The following is a 19,150-nucleotide window of genomic DNA, read 5'->3' as shown; positions in this document are numbered from 1 at the left end:
GTAATAATAATAATTTTTTCAATTTTCTGTAAAATAAATATTTTATTGTAAAAGATAATATTGACTTTATACTGAAATTATGTTATTTTATAACCGTTGATAGATAGAAAATAAGAATTAAAGTATAAAAAATAAATGAGGTGAAGGTATGAATGTAGTTATAATAATCACCTCTGTTGTAGTTGCGTTTGTTTTTGGATATATAACCCGCTGGGTAATAGCTAAAATTAATCTTAATTCAGCGGAGATAATAAGACAAAATATGCTTCGCGATGCTAAAGAGCAGGCGGAAAATGAAAGAAAAAATATTATTTCAGAAGCTAATTTAGAATTACAAAAAGAACGTAATAGATTAGAAAATGAAAATAAAGAAAGAAGATTAGAAGTTCAAAAATTAGAGAATAGAGTACTACAACGAGAGGCGAATTTAGACAAAAAAACTCAATATTTAGAAAATAAAGAACATAATATTGAAAATAAACTGAAAAAAATAAAAGAGCAGGAAGAAAAATTAGATTCCTTATTGGAAGAAGAGAAAAAAGAGCTTGAAAAAATTGCAGGCTTTACTCGTGAAGAGGCTAAAAATGCTCTAATGATAGAAATAGAAGAAGATGCTAAAAAAGCAGCTTCAAAGATAGTAGATAATATAGAAAAGAATGCTATAGAAGCAGGGGAGAAAAAAGCTAGAGAGATAATTGTTCAAACTATACAGAGAATATCTAGCGATGTAACTCAAGAATCTTCAGTTACTTCTGTTTCTTTGCCTAGTGAAGAGATGAAAGGAAGAATTATAGGCAGAGAGGGAAGAAATATAAGAATGCTTGAAACACTCACTGGAGTTGATATTATTATAGATGATACTCCTGAGGCTGTTGTTATATCTTGTTTTGATCCTGTAAGAAAGCATATTGCTAAAGTTTCATTAGAAAAACTTATATTAGACGGACGTATTCATCCTGCAAGAATAGAAGAAATTGTTGAAAAAACTAGAAGAGAAGTGGAAGATTCTATTATGACTGCTGGAGAGAATGCTATTGCTGATTTAAATCTCACTACTATGCATCATGAGCTTATTAGACATATGGGTAGGCTTCAATATAGAACTAGTTATGGGCAGAATATGCTTCTTCATAGTAAGGAAGTAGCAAATATTGCTGGTATGATTGCGGCAGAAATTGGTGCAAATGTTGAAATGGCTAAGAGAAGTGCGTTTTTGCATGATGTTGGAAAGGCTATAGAGATTGAGGGTGAAGATTCTCATGCTATTAGCGGGGCTGATTTAGCTAAAAGATGCGGTGAGAGAGAGGAAATTGTTAATGCTATAAGGGCACATCATAATGATGTAGAAACTCAAACTGTTGAGGCTGTTATAGTGAAGGCGGCTGATGCTATTAGTGCTGCTCGTCCGGGTGCTAGAATGGAATCTTTTGAAAATTATATTAAAAGACTTGATGATTTGGAAAAGATTGCTGATAGTGTTGAGGGTGTTGAGAAATCTTTCGCTATACAGGCTGGAAGAGAGATTAGAGTTATGACTAAGAGTGATGTGGTTGATGATGTTAAGGCTAAACAGATTGCAAGAGATATTGCTAAAAGAATAGAAGATGAACTTAAATATCCGGGTATTATTAGAGTTACTGTTATTAGAGAAACTAGGGCAGTAGAAGTTGCTAGATAATAATAAAGGTTTATTTTATGGCTATTAAAAATATATTATGTCTTGGGGATATTGTTGGAGTTACGGGCAGATATGCTGTAAGAAGGCATTTGGAAGAGATTAAATTAGAGCATAATATAGATTTTGTTATAGCGAATGGAGAAAACGCGGCTAATGGGGTTGGTATCACTAGAGATACTGCCGCAGAGCTGTTTAATTCTGGTATAGATGTACTTACTACTGGAAACCATGTTTGGAATAATAGAGATGTATTTGCATTGATTGGTAATGAGAACAGACTTCTTCGTCCATACAATTATCCTAATGAATCTCCCGGGCTTGGTTATTATATATATGACTGTGATGATTGTAAAATAGGTGTTCTTAACCTCATGGGCAGAACTTTTTTAGACCCTTTGGATTGTCCTTTCAAAAAAGCTAATATTGCTATTAAACATCTAAAAGAAAAAACTAATGTTATATTTATAGATTTTCATGCCGAGGCTACTGCTGAAAAAATTGCCTTCTCTTATTATCTTGAAGGACAAGTAACTTGTATTTTTGGCACTCATACTCATGTTCAAACTGCTGATGAAAAAATAATTTCTTCTCATACTGCTTATATATCTGATATTGGTATGTGCGGAAGCTATGATTCTGTTATTGGTATGAAAAAAGAGGCAGCTATTGCAAGGTTTGTTACTAAAATACCTCATAGATTTGAAGTTGAAACTACCAACCCTATGATTAATGGTATAATAGTGCAGGTGGATACTCAAACTGGAAAAGCTGCTTCTATTAAAAGAATTAATATAGTATATAATAATGATCAAGTTGAAAGACTTGAGAAGTAAATAATATTATGCCTAATACTAGCATTTTTTTTAGACATTTTTTCATCTTTTATATAAAAGTAGCTCTAATACACACATTAACATATTTTATCTTTGGATTATTATTTTCAAATATTTTCGATTATTCTACAGTTTATAGTTATAATGTTGTCAATAATTTTATGCGTAATTTTGATTCGCCTTTAATATTATTAGGTCCTTTTTTACAGCCTATAAGGGCTATATTTATTGCTATTGCTTTATACCCTATAAGAAATACTATTGCTACCAAATTGGGTTTTTTGAAATTATGGATAATATTAGTATTCATTGGAATTATAGCAACCCCAGCAGCTTCTCCTTCATCTTTGGAAGGCATAATATATACTCAGCTTCCTCTTGAATATCATCTTATATCACTTCCAGAGCTTTTACTTCAAACATTAACTTTCTCTATTTTACTATGGGCTTTAGAACTATTTCCACATAAAAATAAAGACTTTTCTAATAGGCTATTCTTATTAAAAATAATTTTCTCTCTAATTTTTGCATTATTTGGAATATTTTTAACTTCTGTTTCTGGACTAATTATAATAAATTTTTTAGAAATTGATTATATGAATATTAAATTAGACAAAGAAACTATTTCATATTTAACTGCTATATTAATATTAACTATAATAGTTTCTTATGGTTTTGCTAATAAAGTTGCCAAAAAGAAAATATGGCTTTTACTAATTATTCCTTTAATTTTTATTATATATTTAGCTTTGCCTTATTTTTATAATTATTTTTTTAACACAGCTTACAACACAAAAATTGCTTTAATTCCTTATGCTTCAAGTTCTGTTTTAATGTCTTTTATATACTATGTTTTATTTGCTTTATTTTATGGACGCATAGTGAAAAATAAAAATATTAAAAATGATGATAAAACTTTAGAAATTAAAAACATTGAAACTAATGAAGAAACTAAAAACGATGAAGATACAAACAACATTTCATTAGATGCTCAAAATAAAGAAGATAATCAATAACTCTATTTTTATTAAGACATATTATAATTAATGTCCTAAAAAATGTATAAAATGTATATTAATAATTGATATTTTTATATTTATTTCTATTTTTATGAATATTTAGAAGGGTTTTTCAAAAAGACTGTCATGGAGCCATAGATATTGTACTTTTACTTGCTATAATATTTTTGATTCTTTCTTTGATTGTAATATACAATAAAGAAGAAATCAATCTTTGATTGTTATAAAAATGTGTATATTCTTTTAATTTTTCTCTTAATAATTCTACTGTGATATTTTTATTTAATCGTGAATAAAATTCTCTTTCGTCTATGCCGTGTACTCTTTCTACTACGCCATTGTATCTTGGTGTTGCTATAGGAATATATCTCCTCTCTAATTTATTTTTTAAGCAGTATTCATCAAAAATATTGATTTTAGGAGTATTAATACAGCGATAAGTATATTCCATACCATTATCGGTCTGTATAGATTGTATCTTAAAAGGTGAAGTTTTTAAGACATATTTTAAGAAAGATAAAGCACTATAAGGTGTTTTATCCTCATAGATTTGCCTCCAACTATAACGAGTAGCTAAATCTACAGCTGTGAATTGATAAACTGTTTTTCTGCCTAATTTGATATATTTAGTGTCTATTTGAACTATTTTGCCTTCTTTTTGTATTTTAGAGACAAATTTACGCTTATCATATCGCTTCTTTTTCTTTTTTATTTTATATCTCCAAAGATTATTTCTTTTTAGTACATTCTCTATAGCTGTAACACCTATCTTAATGCCTTCACGATTTAAATATGCTTTAATATAATGCTTACCTCGATATTCTTTAGTATAGAGTTTAATAATTAAATTAATCGCTTCTTGATTATCAAAGATATTGGGAGAAGTTTTCGGTCTAGTGCTAAAATTGTCGACAGTTCCAGTTTCTTTATATTTTTTAAGCCAAGCATAAAAAGTGGATTTGGGTATTTCTTCTATCTTTAAAAATCTTTTAATATTTTTAGTTTTTAATGCTTCATCCACTATAAATAATTTAAATTCTGTGCTATAATCTTTTTTCATAGTAGCATCCTTTTTATTTGTTTTATGTTCAAAATATTATAACAAGGATACTGCTTTTTTTATACTAAAAAATGTCCAATATCTCACACTCCTTAACATTTTTTCAAAAAGACATTATTTACTTTTTGTCTTTTTTTTATATAATATCTACAAATATTTAAAAGTGTTTATTTTGGAATTATTATGAAAAGACTATTGTTTTATATAATATTATTAACATATTCAACAGCATTGTTTGGATTTAGAGATATTGATAGAGAGGGTTCTTTTAGTTCTTCTAAATTTAATGATTGGCTTTTAATTGCTGCTTTTAATTCTGATAATGTTCCTTCTTTTAAGTTTGTAGATAAATATGATGATAAAGATTGGGAGAGTTTAGATTCAAGCAAAAAAGAATATTCTTATAAAGGTGCTAATAGTAAAGCTGGAATATTTGCTATATATAACATGAGATATTATCAATATAGAGGATATAATCCGCTTTATACAAAACAACTAAATAGTAAATATTCTAAGATGCTTAAACGTTTTTATTTTTACAGATTTAGTGGCAAGGGTGCTGGATTAATTTCATTAGATAATTCACTTGTTGCAATTGATACTTATTCAAAATACGTTTATATATATGGTATGCCTATAAGAGAGAAAAGTACTTTTGGTGTTGATTTACCTTTAGAATGGGGAGCGGCTGATACTAATATGACTGCTGGAAAAGATTTTATGCCTTTTTATATGTATGACCCTGTAGGACATGTTAATGAAGATGGGAGCGTTGAACTTTATGATCAATATAAAGAGTCTTTTTTAGACAAAGAAAAACGCTATAAACCTGTATTTAACCATAAATCTATATACAGATAATTGACATTATTTAAAAATATATCATAATATTTGCATTATGAATAATAATTTTGATGAAAAGCCTATATTAGATTATATAAAAAAATATCTTCCATTTAGAGAAGAGCATATACTTTCAACTAGAGATTTATCTGTAGAACTTGCAAAGCATTATAATATTGATGTTAGTAAGGCATCTATTGCAGCATTGTGTCATGATTTGGGCAAGAGATACAAAGAAGAAGAGATTAGAAAAATATTATTAGAGTATGATAAAATAGAATACCCTAAACATATCACTTCTGCTTTACTTCATGCGAGGGTAAGTGCCATAATAACAATAGAAGAGTTTCATATAAAAGATGATGATATAATATCTGCCATAGAAAGCCATACAGTGGGGCATGCTAATATGAGTATGCTTGAAAAGATTATATATGCATCAGATTATCTTGAACCTACGCGTAAATTAGAAACTGCTGATAAATTAAGAGAAGAGATTTTTATTAATTTTGATGAAGCATTTTTGAAAGTTGTGTTAGAATCAATATATTTTGTACTTTCAAAAAAACAGTATTTATCTGATAAAACTATAGAGCTATATAATTCATTAGTGATTAAATAATTAAGGTATTTATGAAAAGAGCGTATATAATATTTGTAGCAGATTCCAGAGAATATAGAAGCAAAAAGATTAATATAGACAATATTTTAACAGAGTTATCAATGCTATGTGATACTGCGGGTTATGAGGTAGCTGATAGATTTTCTTTTATACAGCAGAAAATAGTAGCAGGCACTTATATAGGTACAGGTAAACTTGAATCTTTAAAAGAGAGTGCTATAGCTGACAATGTAGAATATTTTGTTTTTGACAATGAGCTTAGCGGTTCGCAGGTGAATGCTATAGAAGAAGGCTCTAATATAAAAGCATTAACTAGAACAGAGATTATATTAGAGATATTTGCAATGCGTGCCAAAACTCTTACAGCTAGAATGCAGGTAGAATTAGCATTTTTGGAGTTTGAATATCCAAGATTAAAAGGTAAGAGAAGCAATTTAAGCCAAGTGAGAGGTGTAATAGGTTTAAGAGGTGGAGCAGGAGAGAAACAACTTGAGTACGACAGAAGAAGAGCAAGAGAGAGAATACATAAACTTAAAACTCAATTAAGCAAAGTAGAAAAATCTGCAAGCACAGAAAGAAAGGGAAGAGGGGCTACTTTTAGAATAGCTATTGTAGGTTATACAAATGCTGGAAAAAGCACTTTATTTAATCTTTTATGTAAGGAAGACACTTATGTAGAAGATAAACTTTTTGCCACATTAGACACTCATACAAGAAAACTTTATTTATCTGATGATGCACCTGTAGAGGCTATTATTAGCGACACTGTTGGTTTTATAGATAGGCTTCCGCATACTTTAATAGCTTCTTTTAAGTCTACATTATCTGAAGTGGTAGAGGCTGATTTGCTTTTGCATTTGGTTGATTCTACAGATGAATATATTGAAGAGAAACTTATCAATGTTGAAGCTACAATAAAAGAGATAGAAGCCTCAAATATAAAACGTATAATGGTATTTAACAAAGTTGACAGTTTGGAAGAAAATCAAAAAAACAAAATACTTACTATGTATGATGATGCAATTTTTATTAGTGCCAAAAACAATATAAATATAGATATATTGAGAGAAAAAATATTAAAAATAATTTTGGAGTCTTTTAATAACGGTTGATAATTTATATTTTTAGTATATACTGAAAGCGTAATTTTTTGTAAAAAATAAAATTATATTTTGTTTTGATATCTGGGACTTTACCACATTGTACATGCTTTGCAATACCCAACTATTAAAGCTAATATACTTGTACTTTTTGCAACTTTTTGCTGCGGGAAAAAGTTGAATAAAATAAGACTTACATAAAAAGCAAATTTTTTAATACATCATTAATACAAATTTTTTTAAGGAAAACAAATTATGCGTTTATCGAAATTATTTATGCCAACACTAAAAGAAGCTCCAAATGATGCTATAATAGCTTCTAATAAATTAATGATAAGAGCAGCACTTGCAAGAAAAATATCAAACGGTCTTTATTCTTATTTGCCTTTAGGTGTGAGGGTATTAAATAAAATATCCAACATAATACGCGAAGAGATGGATGCAATAGGCTCTAATGAATGCATAATGCCTATACTTGTTTCAAAAGAATTATTAACTCCTTCTGGAAGATGGGAGAGATTTAAAAAAGAATTATTTATATTAAAAGACAGAAATGATGTTGATATGGCAATGGGGCCTACTCACGAAGAGGCTTTCACTATTACAGCTCAAAATGAAATACAGTCTTATAAAGATTTGCCTGTTACATTATATCAAATACATACAAAATTTAGAGATGAGATTCGTCCAAGATTTGGGGTGATTCGCTCTAAAGAGTTTACAATGAAAGATGCTTATTCATTTCATATCACTAAAGAATGTCTTGACAAAACTTATAATGATATGAGCGGTGCTTATACAAAAATATTTAAAAGAATGGGGCTTGATACTGTAAGCGTAAAGGCAGACAGCGGAGCAATGGGTGGAGAAGGAAGCGAAGAGTTTATGGTGCTCAGTGAAGTAGGGGAAGAAACTATTATTTTCTGCTCAAAGTGTAATTATAGGGCTAATGTTGAAAAGGCTAATGTAATGGAAGATGAAGAGGCTAAATCTTATACTGATAAGCCATTAGAAGAAGTGTATACTCCAGATATAAAAACAATCGAAGATTTAGAGAAATTCTTTAATACTTCTTCAAAGAATTTTATTAAAAGCATAATATACAAAACAGAAGAAGATGAGGTAATATTAGTTGCTATTAGAGGCGATTTAGAGATAAACGAAACAAAACTTTCAAATGCTTTAGGAGGTCTTGATATTGAGCTAGCTTCTGAGGATATTATAAAAGAAGTTACTGGGGCTAGGGTTGGTTTTGCTTCTCCTGTTGGATTAAAGAAAAAGATAAGAATATTTGCAGATAAGTCTATAAAAACAGTAGCTGATGCAATAGTAGGCGGAAATAAAGATGACACGCATATAAAAAATGTCAATATAAACAGAGATTTTAATGTTGATGTTTGGGGAGATTTTAGAGTTGCCAAAGAGGGTGATAGATGTCCAGAATGCGGTGAGAAGTTGTATCAGAAAAAAGGTTTAGAGCTTGGGCACATATTTAAGCTAGGAGACAAATATACTCAGGCATTTAATTTCACTGTATTAGATGAAAACAATAAAGCAGTTACACCTATAATGGGATGTTATGGTATTGGTGTTAATAGGGCTTTAGCTTCTGTAATAGAGCAGAATTATGATGACAAGGGTATCATATTTCCTATAAGTGTTGCTCCTTATGAAGCTATAGTTGTTGCTATTGATAAAGAAACTGAAGAGTCATTCAAAAAAGCAGAAGAGATATATAATGCTTTAAGCTCTATTGGTGTTGAAACTATGTTTGATGACAGAAAGGCAAGACTTGGTGTTAAACTTAATGACTGCGATTTGATTGGTGTGCCTATGAGAATAATAGTAGGAAAGAAATCTCTTGAACGCGGGGTTGTTGAGTTTAAGTTAAGAAGAGATTCAGAGAGTGTTGAAGTTAAGCTTGAAGATATAGTTGAATATGTAAAGGCAAAAAAGAAAGAATTATTCGATGAGATAAACTCTAAATTATGAATATTATAAGTATATACCTAAACAACTATGTTTTGTAATTTTTTATATTTGTATAAAAATATTATCAACTTTTTTCACATAAAAAAGTTGATATCCTTTGGATACGTTTCATTAAAAACGCAATTACTAAAATTTTATATTTAAAAAATATCTATAAAATATAAGATAATACTTATATTTTGTTTAAAAATGCAGTTTTTTTGCTTCTTTTATATCAATAAAAGAAGTGGGGGTGTGGGGGCAAAGCCACCACAAAAAAATTAAATAATATTTTGATAAAATGCAAAATTTTTAGTATATATAAATTATTGTTTATTTTTAATATGGAAAATATAGAAATTGTAAATAATATCAATGAAAATATAATTGAAAATATTTTTTTTATATCATCAAAAAGCGAATATATTACTTTATCTAAAAATTATATAAAAGAGTATATAGAAGATAAAAATCATAAAGTAGTTATAATAAAAGATAATGAAAAAATAGTAGGGTTTATCATATATTTTTTACTTCCTCCAGAGATTGATATTTTATTTATAGCAACATATCCTAATAATAAAGGTTACGGAAAAAAATTATTATCATATTTATTTGATGATGCTAAAAAAAATAATGTAGATAGCATCAAATTAGATTTGCATGAGAACAATATTAATGCAAAAGAGTTTTATACAAAGCATGGTTTTGAGTGCATAGGCATTAGAAAAAAATATTATAACAATAAATATAATGCTTTAATTTTAGAGAGAAAATTATAAAAACAAAATTAATAGAATTTTTTAAATGCCAAGAAACAAAGTCCAGCAAAAATAATATTAGGCATCCAAGCAGCTATAAATGGGTTCATGTTTCCTCCATCTCCCAAAGAGCGAAACATCATAAGTATAGAATAATATAATAAAGCAACCATTATAACCATTACCAAACTTACCACCAATACACTTTGAGTAGAAAATTTTGAAAACAATGAAGCAAGTAAAACAATGATAAATCCAGAAAAACAATATGATATTCTATAATGAAAATCTGTTTCAAGTGTGTTAGTATTTAAATTTACTTCTTTTCTTAATTTAATCCAATGCATCTCTTCACTTAAACTCATAGAATCCAATGGCGGTCTATTCATAAAATGTTCTGGTCTTTCAAGAACATTGATTGGATAATTAGTTATTTCTTTGACAGATATATTTTTTTCATCATCAAACTCAGCCAATATTCCATTTTCAACATACCATTTTCTTTCGTTATCATTCCATCTCACACTCGGTGATGATATTCTCATATCTATAGCACCGTCTTTTTTTAATTTTACAATAATAGTATTTGTAAGATAATTATCATTAAAATTAAAGTTTTCTATAAAATATATATAATTATTAGCTCCGAATATATTTAATGCTCCAGTATATTCTGCTTTTTTATTCCCTCGCCCTAAATCATTAGCTTCAAAAGATATTTTATTCATGGGAGCAGCTACAAACTGCCAAAATGCAATAAGTCCTAAACATAATGCTATTACTATAATAAATATTGGAGAAGAAAATTTAAACAAACTTATACCAGAATTTTGTACAGCAAGCATCTCTTTATTTTTTACAAAAGTACCAAGTACATAAGTAGAAGAAAACATTAAAGCTATTGGAAATAAATAATATAAATTATGCGGCGTTCTTGCTAAATGATATGTAATAAAATACTTCATATTTTCTGGATGTTCTGTATAATAAGACAATTTACTGCTTAAATCCGCTATAGTAACTAATATAACAAATAGTATTAGAGAACCTATAAACATAGATAAAAATTCTTTTAATAAATATAAGTTAAGTTTTTTCATTTAAGTAAATTAATCCACATTTATTCCATAGTTTTCATTTAAATAAGCTAATTCTTCATTTATACGAGTATGCAACTCTTTTAATTTTTCAAGCAATGCAGAAGGTTTTGATTTACTACTTTTACCAGAACCAAATATTTTACTGATTTTTCTTTTAGCCTGCACTAATGTTCTAGCTTTAACATTAGGGTCTGGAATAAATTTAGCAGCATCTGTGCCAAGTAAAGCCCCCATATAAAGCATTCCCTCATATCCGAAATTATTATCTATATCAGGACCAAAGCTTTTTAATTTATCAAAACTTTCTTTTCCATTTTGCATATATTCTATAGCCTCAGTATAAAATTCGCTGGCTTTATATTGGAAGAATGGTATTAATTTATCGTAATTATTATTCGGATAAACATTTGCCAAATCTTCTAAAGTCCAACTGAGCCTTAAAGAACATAAAGCCTTTTTAAGAGTGGGAGCAGAATCTTTTGTATGATAACGATAACCGTCTAATGCTAGAAAATAGCTTGCAGCACCTGAAATCAAATCTCTATTTTTCTTAAAATCTAAATCTATGCCAAAAAACTCATGCATATATTTTGATCTCTGCTCATAGCTATCAAGTGCCTCATTAATTTTTTTATTATCAATTAAGCTAAACTCATCTTGAAAAGCAGCATATAAACAATGCGGACAAACAGCTACAACATATATAAGAGGGTACACTGTGCCATATTTCTTACTCTTTTCATAAGTCCTTCTTAAATCATCTCTTAAATTACCGGCAATTAACCTGCCGCCTCCAGTAAGAAGCATCTCATGATAGAACTCTTTATTACATACAGGACAAGTTCTTGGGTTTTTTTCAAAGTATGATATTTTTAATTCTTCAGCCATAAAAATTCCTATTTATATAACTTTATAAACACTTCAAATGTTAAATTAATTATCGGTTTATTTTTATTTTTCAATATCACTTATATTAAGCTTACTTATTCTAAGCTCTTTAAACAGAGTATTATAATATGCTATATAAAATTCAGGATATCTTGCTGCACTAATTCTCACTTCCCCAACACTTTTCCCAAGAATTGATAAATCTATAATCTGACCATCAATATATATATATTTGTTTCCATCTTCTTTTGTATACAACACCACAGGCTGCGATGCATAATCTAGAGTAGAGTCAAATGATATAATATTTTGGTCTTCTGCAGATATTATTCCATCTATAAAAGTGCCATCATAGAACTTCTTGTATCTTATTTCTTTTATATTGTCTTTAATATTATATATAATATTAAATCTGTTATGTGCCTCGTGCTCTACTGTATATTGATTTACATTATTTAATATAGGATTATTGTCAAAAAATCTAAAAGCTGTATTTGTTTTTCTTGAAGCATAAAATAAATTTCCTGTAGAATATTCTTTCATATATACGGCATATCCGTCATTTTCTGCTACTGGATATACTTTTTCTATTATTTTATTTGTATATACTAAATCCGAAAAGAAATTATCTCTATAAAATCTTGATACAGATAATACACCTTTGCTGTTTATAAAAAATAATATAGGAGAATTAAATGTAGAAACTACTAATTTTAAATCTATAATTTTGCTGTTATTTCTTAAATCCATAGCATAATTATTAAAAGCACCCGAATTATTATTTGCATACCATATTTTATTATTTTTTAAATATGATATATGAATATTATCTGAATTACTTGCTATGCTTATTAAACTTCCTAGTTCTCTGTTTTTGTCTAATATTTCTCTTTTGAAATTTCCATCTTTTCCAAACATATAAACAGGAGAATTAATTGTATTATCATAGTAAGCTATATGCAAATTATCATTTGGGTCTATTAATAATTCACTAATATAAGGTTCGCTATTTAAAGATGCTACCGACCAAGTTAAAATAGATTCAAAACTGCTTATTCTATAATATTGTTTTGATAATGGCGGTGCATCTTTATTAATATCTTTTTCATATTGAGCATTTATATTCGAGTAGAAAATAATAATAGCAATTAATATTAAAAAGATTTTATTTCTTTTTAGTTTTTTTAGTATTTTCATCTTTTAATTTAACAACAGATTCTATTCCTTCTTCTTTTGGTCTTATAAATCTGCACTTAATAACTTTTCCATTTTCATCAAGAACAGCTTTTATATGAGAGTAGTAGAATATACAATGCTCTATATATGCATTATCATCTACAATAGAGCCGTATATATAGCTTACTCCTTTAATAAGTACATTTTTACCTATGCTAAGCGGATGTTTATCACTTCCTGTAACATTAACACCTCTCTCTAATACAGTGTTCTCACCAATATATACATTTCCTCTTATTTGATTTCCAGCATATATTTGTACATTGTTAGAAAGTACCATTTTTTGATTATCTAGGCAAGATACTAATGCATTATCTCCTATATAAGTATGCTCTCCAAGTTCAATATTACCTTCAAGTCTTGCACCATGGTCTATATAAACACCATAATTAATTTTCACACCCTTACCAATATAAGCACCTTTTCCTATATATATATCAAGCGGCTTTTCATCTTTATCAATTTCTAATATCTGCTCAACTACACTGTTATCAATAAAGAAATCTTCTCCGTCATATATTGTAATAATGTTTTTTAATTTATTGTAAACATTATTTCTAGCAATAGACTCCATTTCTTTAAGTACAGTTTTATCATTAAAGCCTAAAACAACTCTATTGTCTTTCGGCATATATGTTGATATTGATAAATTATTATTAACAAACATCTCTATTAAGTCTGTTAGATAAAGTTCATTTTGAGCATTATTTGCTTTTAATTCTTTTATTAAATTTAAAAGAGGCTCTATTTTAAAACCATATATACCAGCAACATATTCATGCATACTGTCTAAAAGCTCATCTTTTCCGTATTCAAATTTTTCATCTTTATAAGCCTTTACTAAATCCTCATCATCTTTAAGAGCAAGTATATCTTTGTATTCTATTACTCCCATTACCTGCCCCTTATTTCCTTCTCTATATTGACTTTTTTTATGGTCTTTAGTTAATCCTCTTGTTCTTAATACCCTTCCATAATAATTACTACCCTTAGGACCATCATACATAGCAGTCATCAATATCATATCAGTTTTTGCTTTCATAAACTCATCATGAAACTCTTTCATAGTGTTAGAGTCTATTAGTCCCATATCAGCATATATAACATAGCAATATTTAATATTTTTTAAATCACTCTTTTCAAGTCCCACTTTTACAGCATGCCCAGTTCCTAATTGCTGTTCCTGATAAGCAAAATTAGTATTAGCCTGCTTTCCTACTGCATTAGCCACTTCTAAAGCCTTTATTCCAACAACTATAGTAATATTACTTTTATTTATACCATTTTTTACAGCAAGTCTAACTCTCTCTATGCTAGGTACTCCCCAAATAGTATGAAGCATTTTTGATGTTGAACTTCTTATTCTTTTACCATGTCCTGCTGCTAATATTATTACTAAACTATCATTTTTAGAAAATTTAGATGATAATTGCTCTAATCTTTCTTCTATATTTTTGATATTATTTTCTTCTTCTCCTTTTGTCATAAACTAGCTCCTCATTTTTTATACTTTATTTATTTTTACTTTTATAGATTTGTTCAAATACAGGCTTTTTTATAATTTTATTATTTATTTTTTCATTATTTAATTGCTCTTTACTCAATTTTTCTTTATCAAGTTTTTCTTTGGCATTTAGAATATCTTCTAAGCTATTTTTTTTATAATAATTATTAGGAAGATAAGTATTTTTTGAATCTAAGGATAATTTGTTTGTTTTAGAATTATTAAATGTTTCATCATCGTTTAACCATTTTTGCAATACTTTTGCTACAGATTGCGAGAGAGTATCTAATTTTTGCTTAGCTCTTATATTGCCGCCTAGGTTTGAATCTTCTTTGAGTATAAACTTATATAATTGCATAGCTTTTATAAAATTTTTAGTTTCAAAGTTATAATAGTCAGCAATCTTTTCTATTCCGCCGAAGTATGAAGCTGTAAGATAACATCTATACGCTTCTTCTATTTTTCTTTCATTAAAAAGTTCATTACCTTTTCTAATCAAGGCACTTTTAGTTTTATCATCTATACTCATATTATACAATTATATATCAATAATATTAAACTTCAAGCATATTTTCTACTATAATATAATAAAATATTATTATGTTTCATATACTTGCTTATTTGAGCTTTTATATTAAAATACTACTCATAAAAATATTGGAGTTTTTTCTATATGTTTAATGGTGTTAAGGATAGGTTAAGAGAATTAATAAAAGAAAGGTATTTAATAATAGACGGTGCCACAGGTACGGAACTTCAAAAGAAAGAAATTAAAAAAGAGTCTTGGATTATAAACGGCAATAATATAGAAGGCTGTAATGAGATATTAAATATAACAGCTCCACATATAATGAAAGAGATACATATAGATTATTTGAATGCCAATGCGAATATAACAAAGACTAATAGTTTTGGGGCTATACCTTGGGTTTTAAGCGAATATGATATTGCTGATAAGGCTTATGAACTAGCAAAACAAGCGGCAGTTATAGCAAATGAGGCAAAGGAAGAGTATTTAAAAAATCCTAATTCTAAAGGGGATTTGAATAGAGATATATTTATTGCAGGCAGTTTAGGACCGGGAGTAAAATTACCTAGTTTAGGTCAGATTAGTTTTGATGAGATGTATAGCGGTTATACTTTAGCTGCAAGAGGTTTAATAGAAGGCGGAGTTGATATAATACTTCTTGAAACGGCACAAGATGTTTTGCAGTTAAAAGCTGCGATATTAGCAGTTAATGATACGGCTAAAAAATTAAATAAAGATATTCCAATAATGGTTTCTGTAACAATAGAAAAAGAAGGCACTATGCTTTTGGGTACAGATATAGAAACAGCATACACAATACTTTCAAATTTGGATATATTTTCTATAGGTATGAATTGCGGTACAGGTCCGGATATGGCAATGCAGCACATTAAAAAACTTTCAGAAATATCATGCCTTCCAATATCCATACACAGCAATGCTGGTCTTCCAGAAAATAGAGATGGAAAAGCATATTATAGTATGACTGCAGAAGAGTTTGCTGAGATTAACAGTAAGTTTTTTGATTTAAATGGGCTTACTTTTATTGGAGGATGTTGCGGAACTACTCCTAAACATATAGAGGCATTAGCAAAAAAAGTTAAAGGAGTAAAACCTAAAAAACCTGCATTAGAAAAACAAAGAGCTTATATAGCTAGTTTATTTAATTCTGTCAGCATTAAGCAAGAGCCGGCACCTTTAATGATAGGGGAGAGAAGCAATGCAACAGGAAGTAAAATATTTAGAGAGCTTATGATATCGGGTGACATGGACGGTATGCTTGATGTTGGTATAAAGCAAGTTAAGTCAGGAAGTCATGCTATAGATGTTAATGCTGCTTGGGCGGGGCGTAATGAAATAGAAGATATTACAAAAATTATTTCTGCTTATGTTAAACAGATTTCTCTGCCTTTGGTTATTGATGCAATAAAACCTGATGTTATAGAGGAGGCTTTAAAAGTATATGGAGGAAAGCCAATAATAAACTCTGCCAATATGGAGCAGGGGGAAGAGAAGTTTGATGCTATATGTTCACTTGCAAAAAGATATGGAGCTTCTATTATGCTTCTTACTATAGATGAAAAAGCTATGGCATTAACTTGTGAGGATAAATTAAGAATGTGCGGTCGTATGTATGATAGAGCTGTTAATGTGCATAAAATACTTCCGCATGATATTATATTTGACCCTTTAACATTTACACTTGCAAGCGGTGATGAAAATAGTTTTTTAGCTGGTGTTGAAACTTTAAATGCTATAAAAAAGTTATCAAAAATGTATCCTGAAAGCTCTATAAGTTTGGGGGTATCAAATATATCTTTTGGGCTTAAAGAAGAGGCAAGAAAGGTTATGAACTCTGTGTTTTTGTATGAGGCTGTCAATAATGGACTTAGTGCTGCTATTGTTAATGTGGCTCAAATTCTTCCTATTTCAAAGATAGGTGAGAAAGAAATAGAATTAGCAAGAGAATTAATTTATAATAAAAACAAAACTAAAGAACCTCTTATAAATTATATTAATTATTTCTCTGACAAAAAAGAAAAGAAAGAATTAACTGATGAAGAAAAAATAAAAAAGCCTATAAGGGAAGCTATAAGAGATGCTATGCTTGATGGTGAATGGAAGGATATGCAAAACTTACTTACTGAGGCTAAAGAAAATAGTGAAGAGTTTGGAGGAGAGAAAAAGTTTGCACAGGCTATAATTGATGAGATACTTCTTCCTACTATGGCAGATATTGGTGTAAAGTTTGGGGAGGGCAGTATACAGCTTCCTTTTGTTTTGGGTTCTGCTGAGGTGATGAAAAAGAGTGTGGATTTTTTATCTGGGTTTTTAGAGAAAAAGAAACAGGAGAAAACTGCTAAAATAATACTTGGCACTGTTGCAGGGGATGTGCATGATGTGGGTAAAAATTTAGTTGAAATAATAATAAAAAACAATGGATTTGAAACTGTTAATCTTGGTACAAAAGTGCCTATAGAAAAATTTATAGAGGCGTATCATGAGCATAATGCTGACTGCATAGGAATGTCTGGGCTTTTGGTAAAATCTACAGAAGTGATGAAAGATAATTTAGCATATATTAGAGACAAGGGCTTAAAAATACCTATACTTTTAGGCGGTGCTGCTTTAACTAAAGATTTTGTTGAAAACACTTGCAAAAAAGTTTATGGAGATAGCGGCAAAATATTTTACTGTAAAGACGGTTTTGATGATATTGTAGCTATAAAAGAGATAATAGCTGACAGAGATAAATAAAAATAATAATTAAAGGATACCAACTACCAATGCCAGAAATAAATCATAAAAATCATGAACATCATATAAATAAACCTCCTTTCTATGGAAGAAAAGTTTTTGAGTTTAATAAGCAAATAGAACAGGAAGCCTTTGATATGATTAATAAAATTAGGCTTTTTAGGGTTGGTTTTGGTTATTCTGCAAAAAATCAGGATATTGAAAAATATAATGAAATGATTAAAACAAAAGTAGAGCCAAAATACGAAGAGATGAAGAAAAATATTATAGAAAATAATTTGCTTGAGCCTGTAATGATTTATGGGTTTTATAAAACTGTTACAGAGAATGATAAACTTTATATATATGATGTTGAAACTAATAAATTAAAAAATGAAAAAATAGAAATTCCTTTAGAGCGTATGGAAAATGAGCCTTATAATTCTATAGTTGATTTTTTTGACAGAGATGAAGATACTATTGGTTTTACTCTTGTTAGTCTTGGAGAGAAGTATCATAAATTCTTAAATTGTTTATATGATAATAATGATTATAAAGAATATTATTTTTATAATGCATTAGGAATACATATTATAGAAAATTACGTTGATATACTTCAAAGCCATATGGACAATTTACTTAATTTAAATAATAAAGGTAAAAGAAAGCATGTAGGCTGCAGATATTCTTTTGGTTATAAGGCACTTAGCAATATGTACGGCAACAAAATAATATTTGATAAATTAAAACCAGAAGAGTTTAATGTAATACTTACAGAAAGCTATATGATGGAGCCTGAACTAAGTACTTGTGCAATAGTTTCATTTTGTGAAGATGCTTACTATTTTGCTAATTAATTTTATTTAATATATATTATAATTTTTTAATTATTTGTGAATAGAATTATAATTTATAATGGTATAAAATATAAATATATATTTAAACTAAAAATATAGCCTTTTTGCTTCTTTGTGGCACGCCCAAGGGCACTTCCTTCGGTCGCCCTGAAGGACTCCCTTTGGTCGCAAAAGAAGTTGGGGTTCGGGGGCTAGTCCCCGAAAATAATTGTCATGGAGCCATAGATATTGTACTTTTACTTGCTATAATATTTTTGATTCTTTCTTTGATTGTAATATAACCTAGCGAAGAAATCAATCTTTGATTGTTATAAAAATGTGTATATTCTTTTAATTTTTCTCTTAATAATTCTACAGTTATATTTTTATTTAATCGTGAATAAAATTCTCTTTCGTCTATGCCGTGTACTCTT

Annotated in this window: 17 protein-coding genes; 10 read left to right on the top strand and 7 right to left on the bottom strand. The window is 28.7% G+C overall.

The window, feature by feature from the left end:
* The first annotated feature begins 148 nt into the window (after window positions 1-148).
* From rny to EPJ72_RS01280, 3 genes are read left to right on the top strand one after another with little or no spacing between them, the layout of a single operon-like run.
* The gene (rny, locus tag EPJ72_RS01290; protein WP_147730466.1) at window positions 149-1,678 is read left to right on the top strand and encodes a ribonuclease Y; all 1,530 of its coding nucleotides are present in this window, start codon (window positions 149-151) and stop codon (window positions 1,676-1,678) included.
* A gap of 17 nt (window positions 1,679-1,695) precedes the next feature.
* On the top strand, window positions 1,696-2,511 hold the full coding sequence (locus EPJ72_RS01285) for a TIGR00282 family metallophosphoesterase (protein ID WP_147730465.1): 816 nt from the start codon (window positions 1,696-1,698) through the stop codon (window positions 2,509-2,511).
* An 8-nt stretch (window positions 2,512-2,519) separates the two neighbouring features.
* Window positions 2,520-3,527, top strand: a complete 1,008-nt coding sequence (locus tag EPJ72_RS01280; protein WP_147730464.1) for a hypothetical protein — start codon at window positions 2,520-2,522, stop codon at window positions 3,525-3,527.
* Window positions 3,528-3,654: 127 nt separating this feature from the next.
* Here the strand turns inward: EPJ72_RS01280 and EPJ72_RS01275 are convergent, their stop codons facing one another.
* Window positions 3,655-4,590 (bottom strand): DDE-type integrase/transposase/recombinase, encoded by a 936-nt coding sequence (locus EPJ72_RS01275; protein ID WP_158636871.1) that lies wholly within the window; start codon window positions 4,588-4,590, stop codon window positions 3,655-3,657.
* A gap of 183 nt (window positions 4,591-4,773) precedes the next feature.
* Between EPJ72_RS01275 and EPJ72_RS01270 the strand changes: the two genes are divergently transcribed.
* The 5 genes from EPJ72_RS01270 to EPJ72_RS01250 all read left to right on the top strand — a co-directional run bounded on the left by EPJ72_RS01270 (window position 4,774) and on the right by EPJ72_RS01250 (window position 9,908).
* Entirely contained in the window at window positions 4,774-5,451 is a 678-nt protein-coding gene (locus tag EPJ72_RS01270) for a hypothetical protein (protein ID WP_147730463.1), read from the top strand.
* 37 nt (window positions 5,452-5,488) lie between these two features.
* On the top strand, window positions 5,489-6,055 hold the full coding sequence (gene yqeK / locus EPJ72_RS01265) for a bis(5'-nucleosyl)-tetraphosphatase (symmetrical) YqeK (RefSeq protein WP_147730462.1): 567 nt from the start codon (window positions 5,489-5,491) through the stop codon (window positions 6,053-6,055).
* Between the two features lie 11 nt (window positions 6,056-6,066).
* Complete coding sequence (gene hflX, locus EPJ72_RS01260; protein WP_147730461.1) at window positions 6,067-7,167, top strand: GTPase HflX; 1,101 nt, start codon at window positions 6,067-6,069, stop codon at window positions 7,165-7,167.
* A gap of 243 nt (window positions 7,168-7,410) precedes the next feature.
* Window positions 7,411-9,147, top strand: a complete 1,737-nt coding sequence (locus EPJ72_RS01255; RefSeq protein WP_147730460.1) for a proline--tRNA ligase — start codon at window positions 7,411-7,413, stop codon at window positions 9,145-9,147.
* 323 nt (window positions 9,148-9,470) lie between these two features.
* Window positions 9,471-9,908: a GNAT family N-acetyltransferase gene (locus tag EPJ72_RS01250; RefSeq protein ID WP_147730459.1), complete on the top strand. Its 438-nt coding sequence runs from the start codon at window positions 9,471-9,473 to the stop codon at window positions 9,906-9,908.
* An 8-nt stretch (window positions 9,909-9,916) separates the two neighbouring features.
* Here EPJ72_RS01250 and EPJ72_RS01245 read toward each other — a convergent pair whose 3' ends face one another.
* The 5 genes from EPJ72_RS01245 to EPJ72_RS01225 all read right to left on the bottom strand — a co-directional run bounded on the left by EPJ72_RS01245 (window position 9,917) and on the right by EPJ72_RS01225 (window position 15,144).
* A complete protein-coding gene (locus EPJ72_RS01245; protein WP_147730458.1) occupies window positions 9,917-10,987 on the bottom strand; it encodes an LptF/LptG family permease in 1,071 nt (356 codons plus the stop codon).
* Window positions 10,988-10,996: 9 nt separating this feature from the next.
* Window positions 10,997-11,875: a DUF2225 domain-containing protein gene (locus tag EPJ72_RS01240; RefSeq protein WP_147730457.1), complete on the bottom strand. Its 879-nt coding sequence runs from the start codon at window positions 11,873-11,875 to the stop codon at window positions 10,997-10,999.
* A gap of 63 nt (window positions 11,876-11,938) precedes the next feature.
* Window positions 11,939-13,072 carry a hypothetical protein gene (locus EPJ72_RS01235; RefSeq protein WP_242004864.1) on the bottom strand — a complete coding sequence of 378 codons (1,134 nt, stop codon included), beginning with the start codon at window positions 13,070-13,072 and terminating at the stop codon, window positions 11,939-11,941.
* Window positions 13,041-14,597, bottom strand: coding sequence for an NTP transferase domain-containing protein (locus EPJ72_RS01230; RefSeq protein ID WP_147730456.1), 1,557 nt, complete (start codon window positions 14,595-14,597; stop codon window positions 13,041-13,043). The genes EPJ72_RS01235 and EPJ72_RS01230 overlap by 32 nt, the downstream gene beginning before the upstream one ends.
* A gap of 25 nt (window positions 14,598-14,622) precedes the next feature.
* The gene (locus EPJ72_RS01225; RefSeq protein ID WP_147730455.1) at window positions 14,623-15,144 is read right to left on the bottom strand and encodes a hypothetical protein; all 522 of its coding nucleotides are present in this window, start codon (window positions 15,142-15,144) and stop codon (window positions 14,623-14,625) included.
* A gap of 144 nt (window positions 15,145-15,288) precedes the next feature.
* Here EPJ72_RS01225 and EPJ72_RS01220 point away from each other — a divergent pair, with 144 nt between their 5' ends.
* Complete coding sequence (locus tag EPJ72_RS01220; RefSeq protein WP_147730454.1) at window positions 15,289-17,901, top strand: homocysteine S-methyltransferase family protein; 2,613 nt, start codon at window positions 15,289-15,291, stop codon at window positions 17,899-17,901.
* 29 nt (window positions 17,902-17,930) lie between these two features.
* The gene (locus tag EPJ72_RS01215; protein WP_147730453.1) at window positions 17,931-18,737 is read left to right on the top strand and encodes a vitamin B12 dependent-methionine synthase activation domain-containing protein; all 807 of its coding nucleotides are present in this window, start codon (window positions 17,931-17,933) and stop codon (window positions 18,735-18,737) included.
* Between the two features lie 211 nt (window positions 18,738-18,948).
* Here the strand turns inward: EPJ72_RS01215 and EPJ72_RS12970 are convergent.
* On the bottom strand, window positions 18,949-19,150 hold a 202-nt coding region (locus EPJ72_RS12970; RefSeq protein WP_158636870.1), incomplete at its 5' end, for an IS3 family transposase.

Origin of the sequence: Brachyspira pilosicoli, from assembly GCF_008016535.1 — a bacterium.
Lineage (GTDB): Bacteria > Spirochaetota > Brachyspiria > Brachyspirales > Brachyspiraceae > Brachyspira > Brachyspira pilosicoli_A.
Note: the sequence above shows the minus strand (reverse complement) of the source record. Positions and strands in the feature narration are given on the sequence as shown.

Coding starts and splice junctions, on each gene's coding strand:
- hflX (WP_147730461.1), top strand. CDS start 6,067: ATGAAAAGAGCGTATATAATATTTGTAGCAGATTCCAGAGAATATAGA.
- EPJ72_RS01250 (WP_147730459.1), top strand. CDS start 9,471: ATGGAAAATATAGAAATTGTAAATAATATCAATGAAAATATAATTGAA.
- rny (WP_147730466.1), top strand. CDS start 149: ATGAATGTAGTTATAATAATCACCTCTGTTGTAGTTGCGTTTGTTTTT.
- EPJ72_RS01255 (WP_147730460.1), top strand. CDS start 7,411: ATGCGTTTATCGAAATTATTTATGCCAACACTAAAAGAAGCTCCAAAT.
- EPJ72_RS01240 (WP_147730457.1), bottom strand. CDS start 11,875: ATGGCTGAAGAATTAAAAATATCATACTTTGAAAAAAACCCAAGAACT.
- EPJ72_RS01235 (WP_242004864.1), bottom strand. CDS start 13,072: ATGAAAATACTAAAAAAACTAAAAAGAAATAAAATCTTTTTAATATTA.
- EPJ72_RS01245 (WP_147730458.1), bottom strand. CDS start 10,987: ATGAAAAAACTTAACTTATATTTATTAAAAGAATTTTTATCTATGTTT.
- EPJ72_RS01270 (WP_147730463.1), top strand. CDS start 4,774: ATGAAAAGACTATTGTTTTATATAATATTATTAACATATTCAACAGCA.
- EPJ72_RS01215 (WP_147730453.1), top strand. CDS start 17,931: ATGCCAGAAATAAATCATAAAAATCATGAACATCATATAAATAAACCT.
- EPJ72_RS01225 (WP_147730455.1), bottom strand. CDS start 15,144: ATGAGTATAGATGATAAAACTAAAAGTGCCTTGATTAGAAAAGGTAAT.
- EPJ72_RS01275 (WP_158636871.1), bottom strand. CDS start 4,590: ATGAAAAAAGATTATAGCACAGAATTTAAATTATTTATAGTGGATGAA.
- EPJ72_RS01285 (WP_147730465.1), top strand. CDS start 1,696: ATGGCTATTAAAAATATATTATGTCTTGGGGATATTGTTGGAGTTACG.
- yqeK (WP_147730462.1), top strand. CDS start 5,489: ATGAATAATAATTTTGATGAAAAGCCTATATTAGATTATATAAAAAAA.
- EPJ72_RS01280 (WP_147730464.1), top strand. CDS start 2,520: ATGCCTAATACTAGCATTTTTTTTAGACATTTTTTCATCTTTTATATA.
- EPJ72_RS01220 (WP_147730454.1), top strand. CDS start 15,289: ATGTTTAATGGTGTTAAGGATAGGTTAAGAGAATTAATAAAAGAAAGG.
- EPJ72_RS01230 (WP_147730456.1), bottom strand. CDS start 14,597: ATGACAAAAGGAGAAGAAGAAAATAATATCAAAAATATAGAAGAAAGA.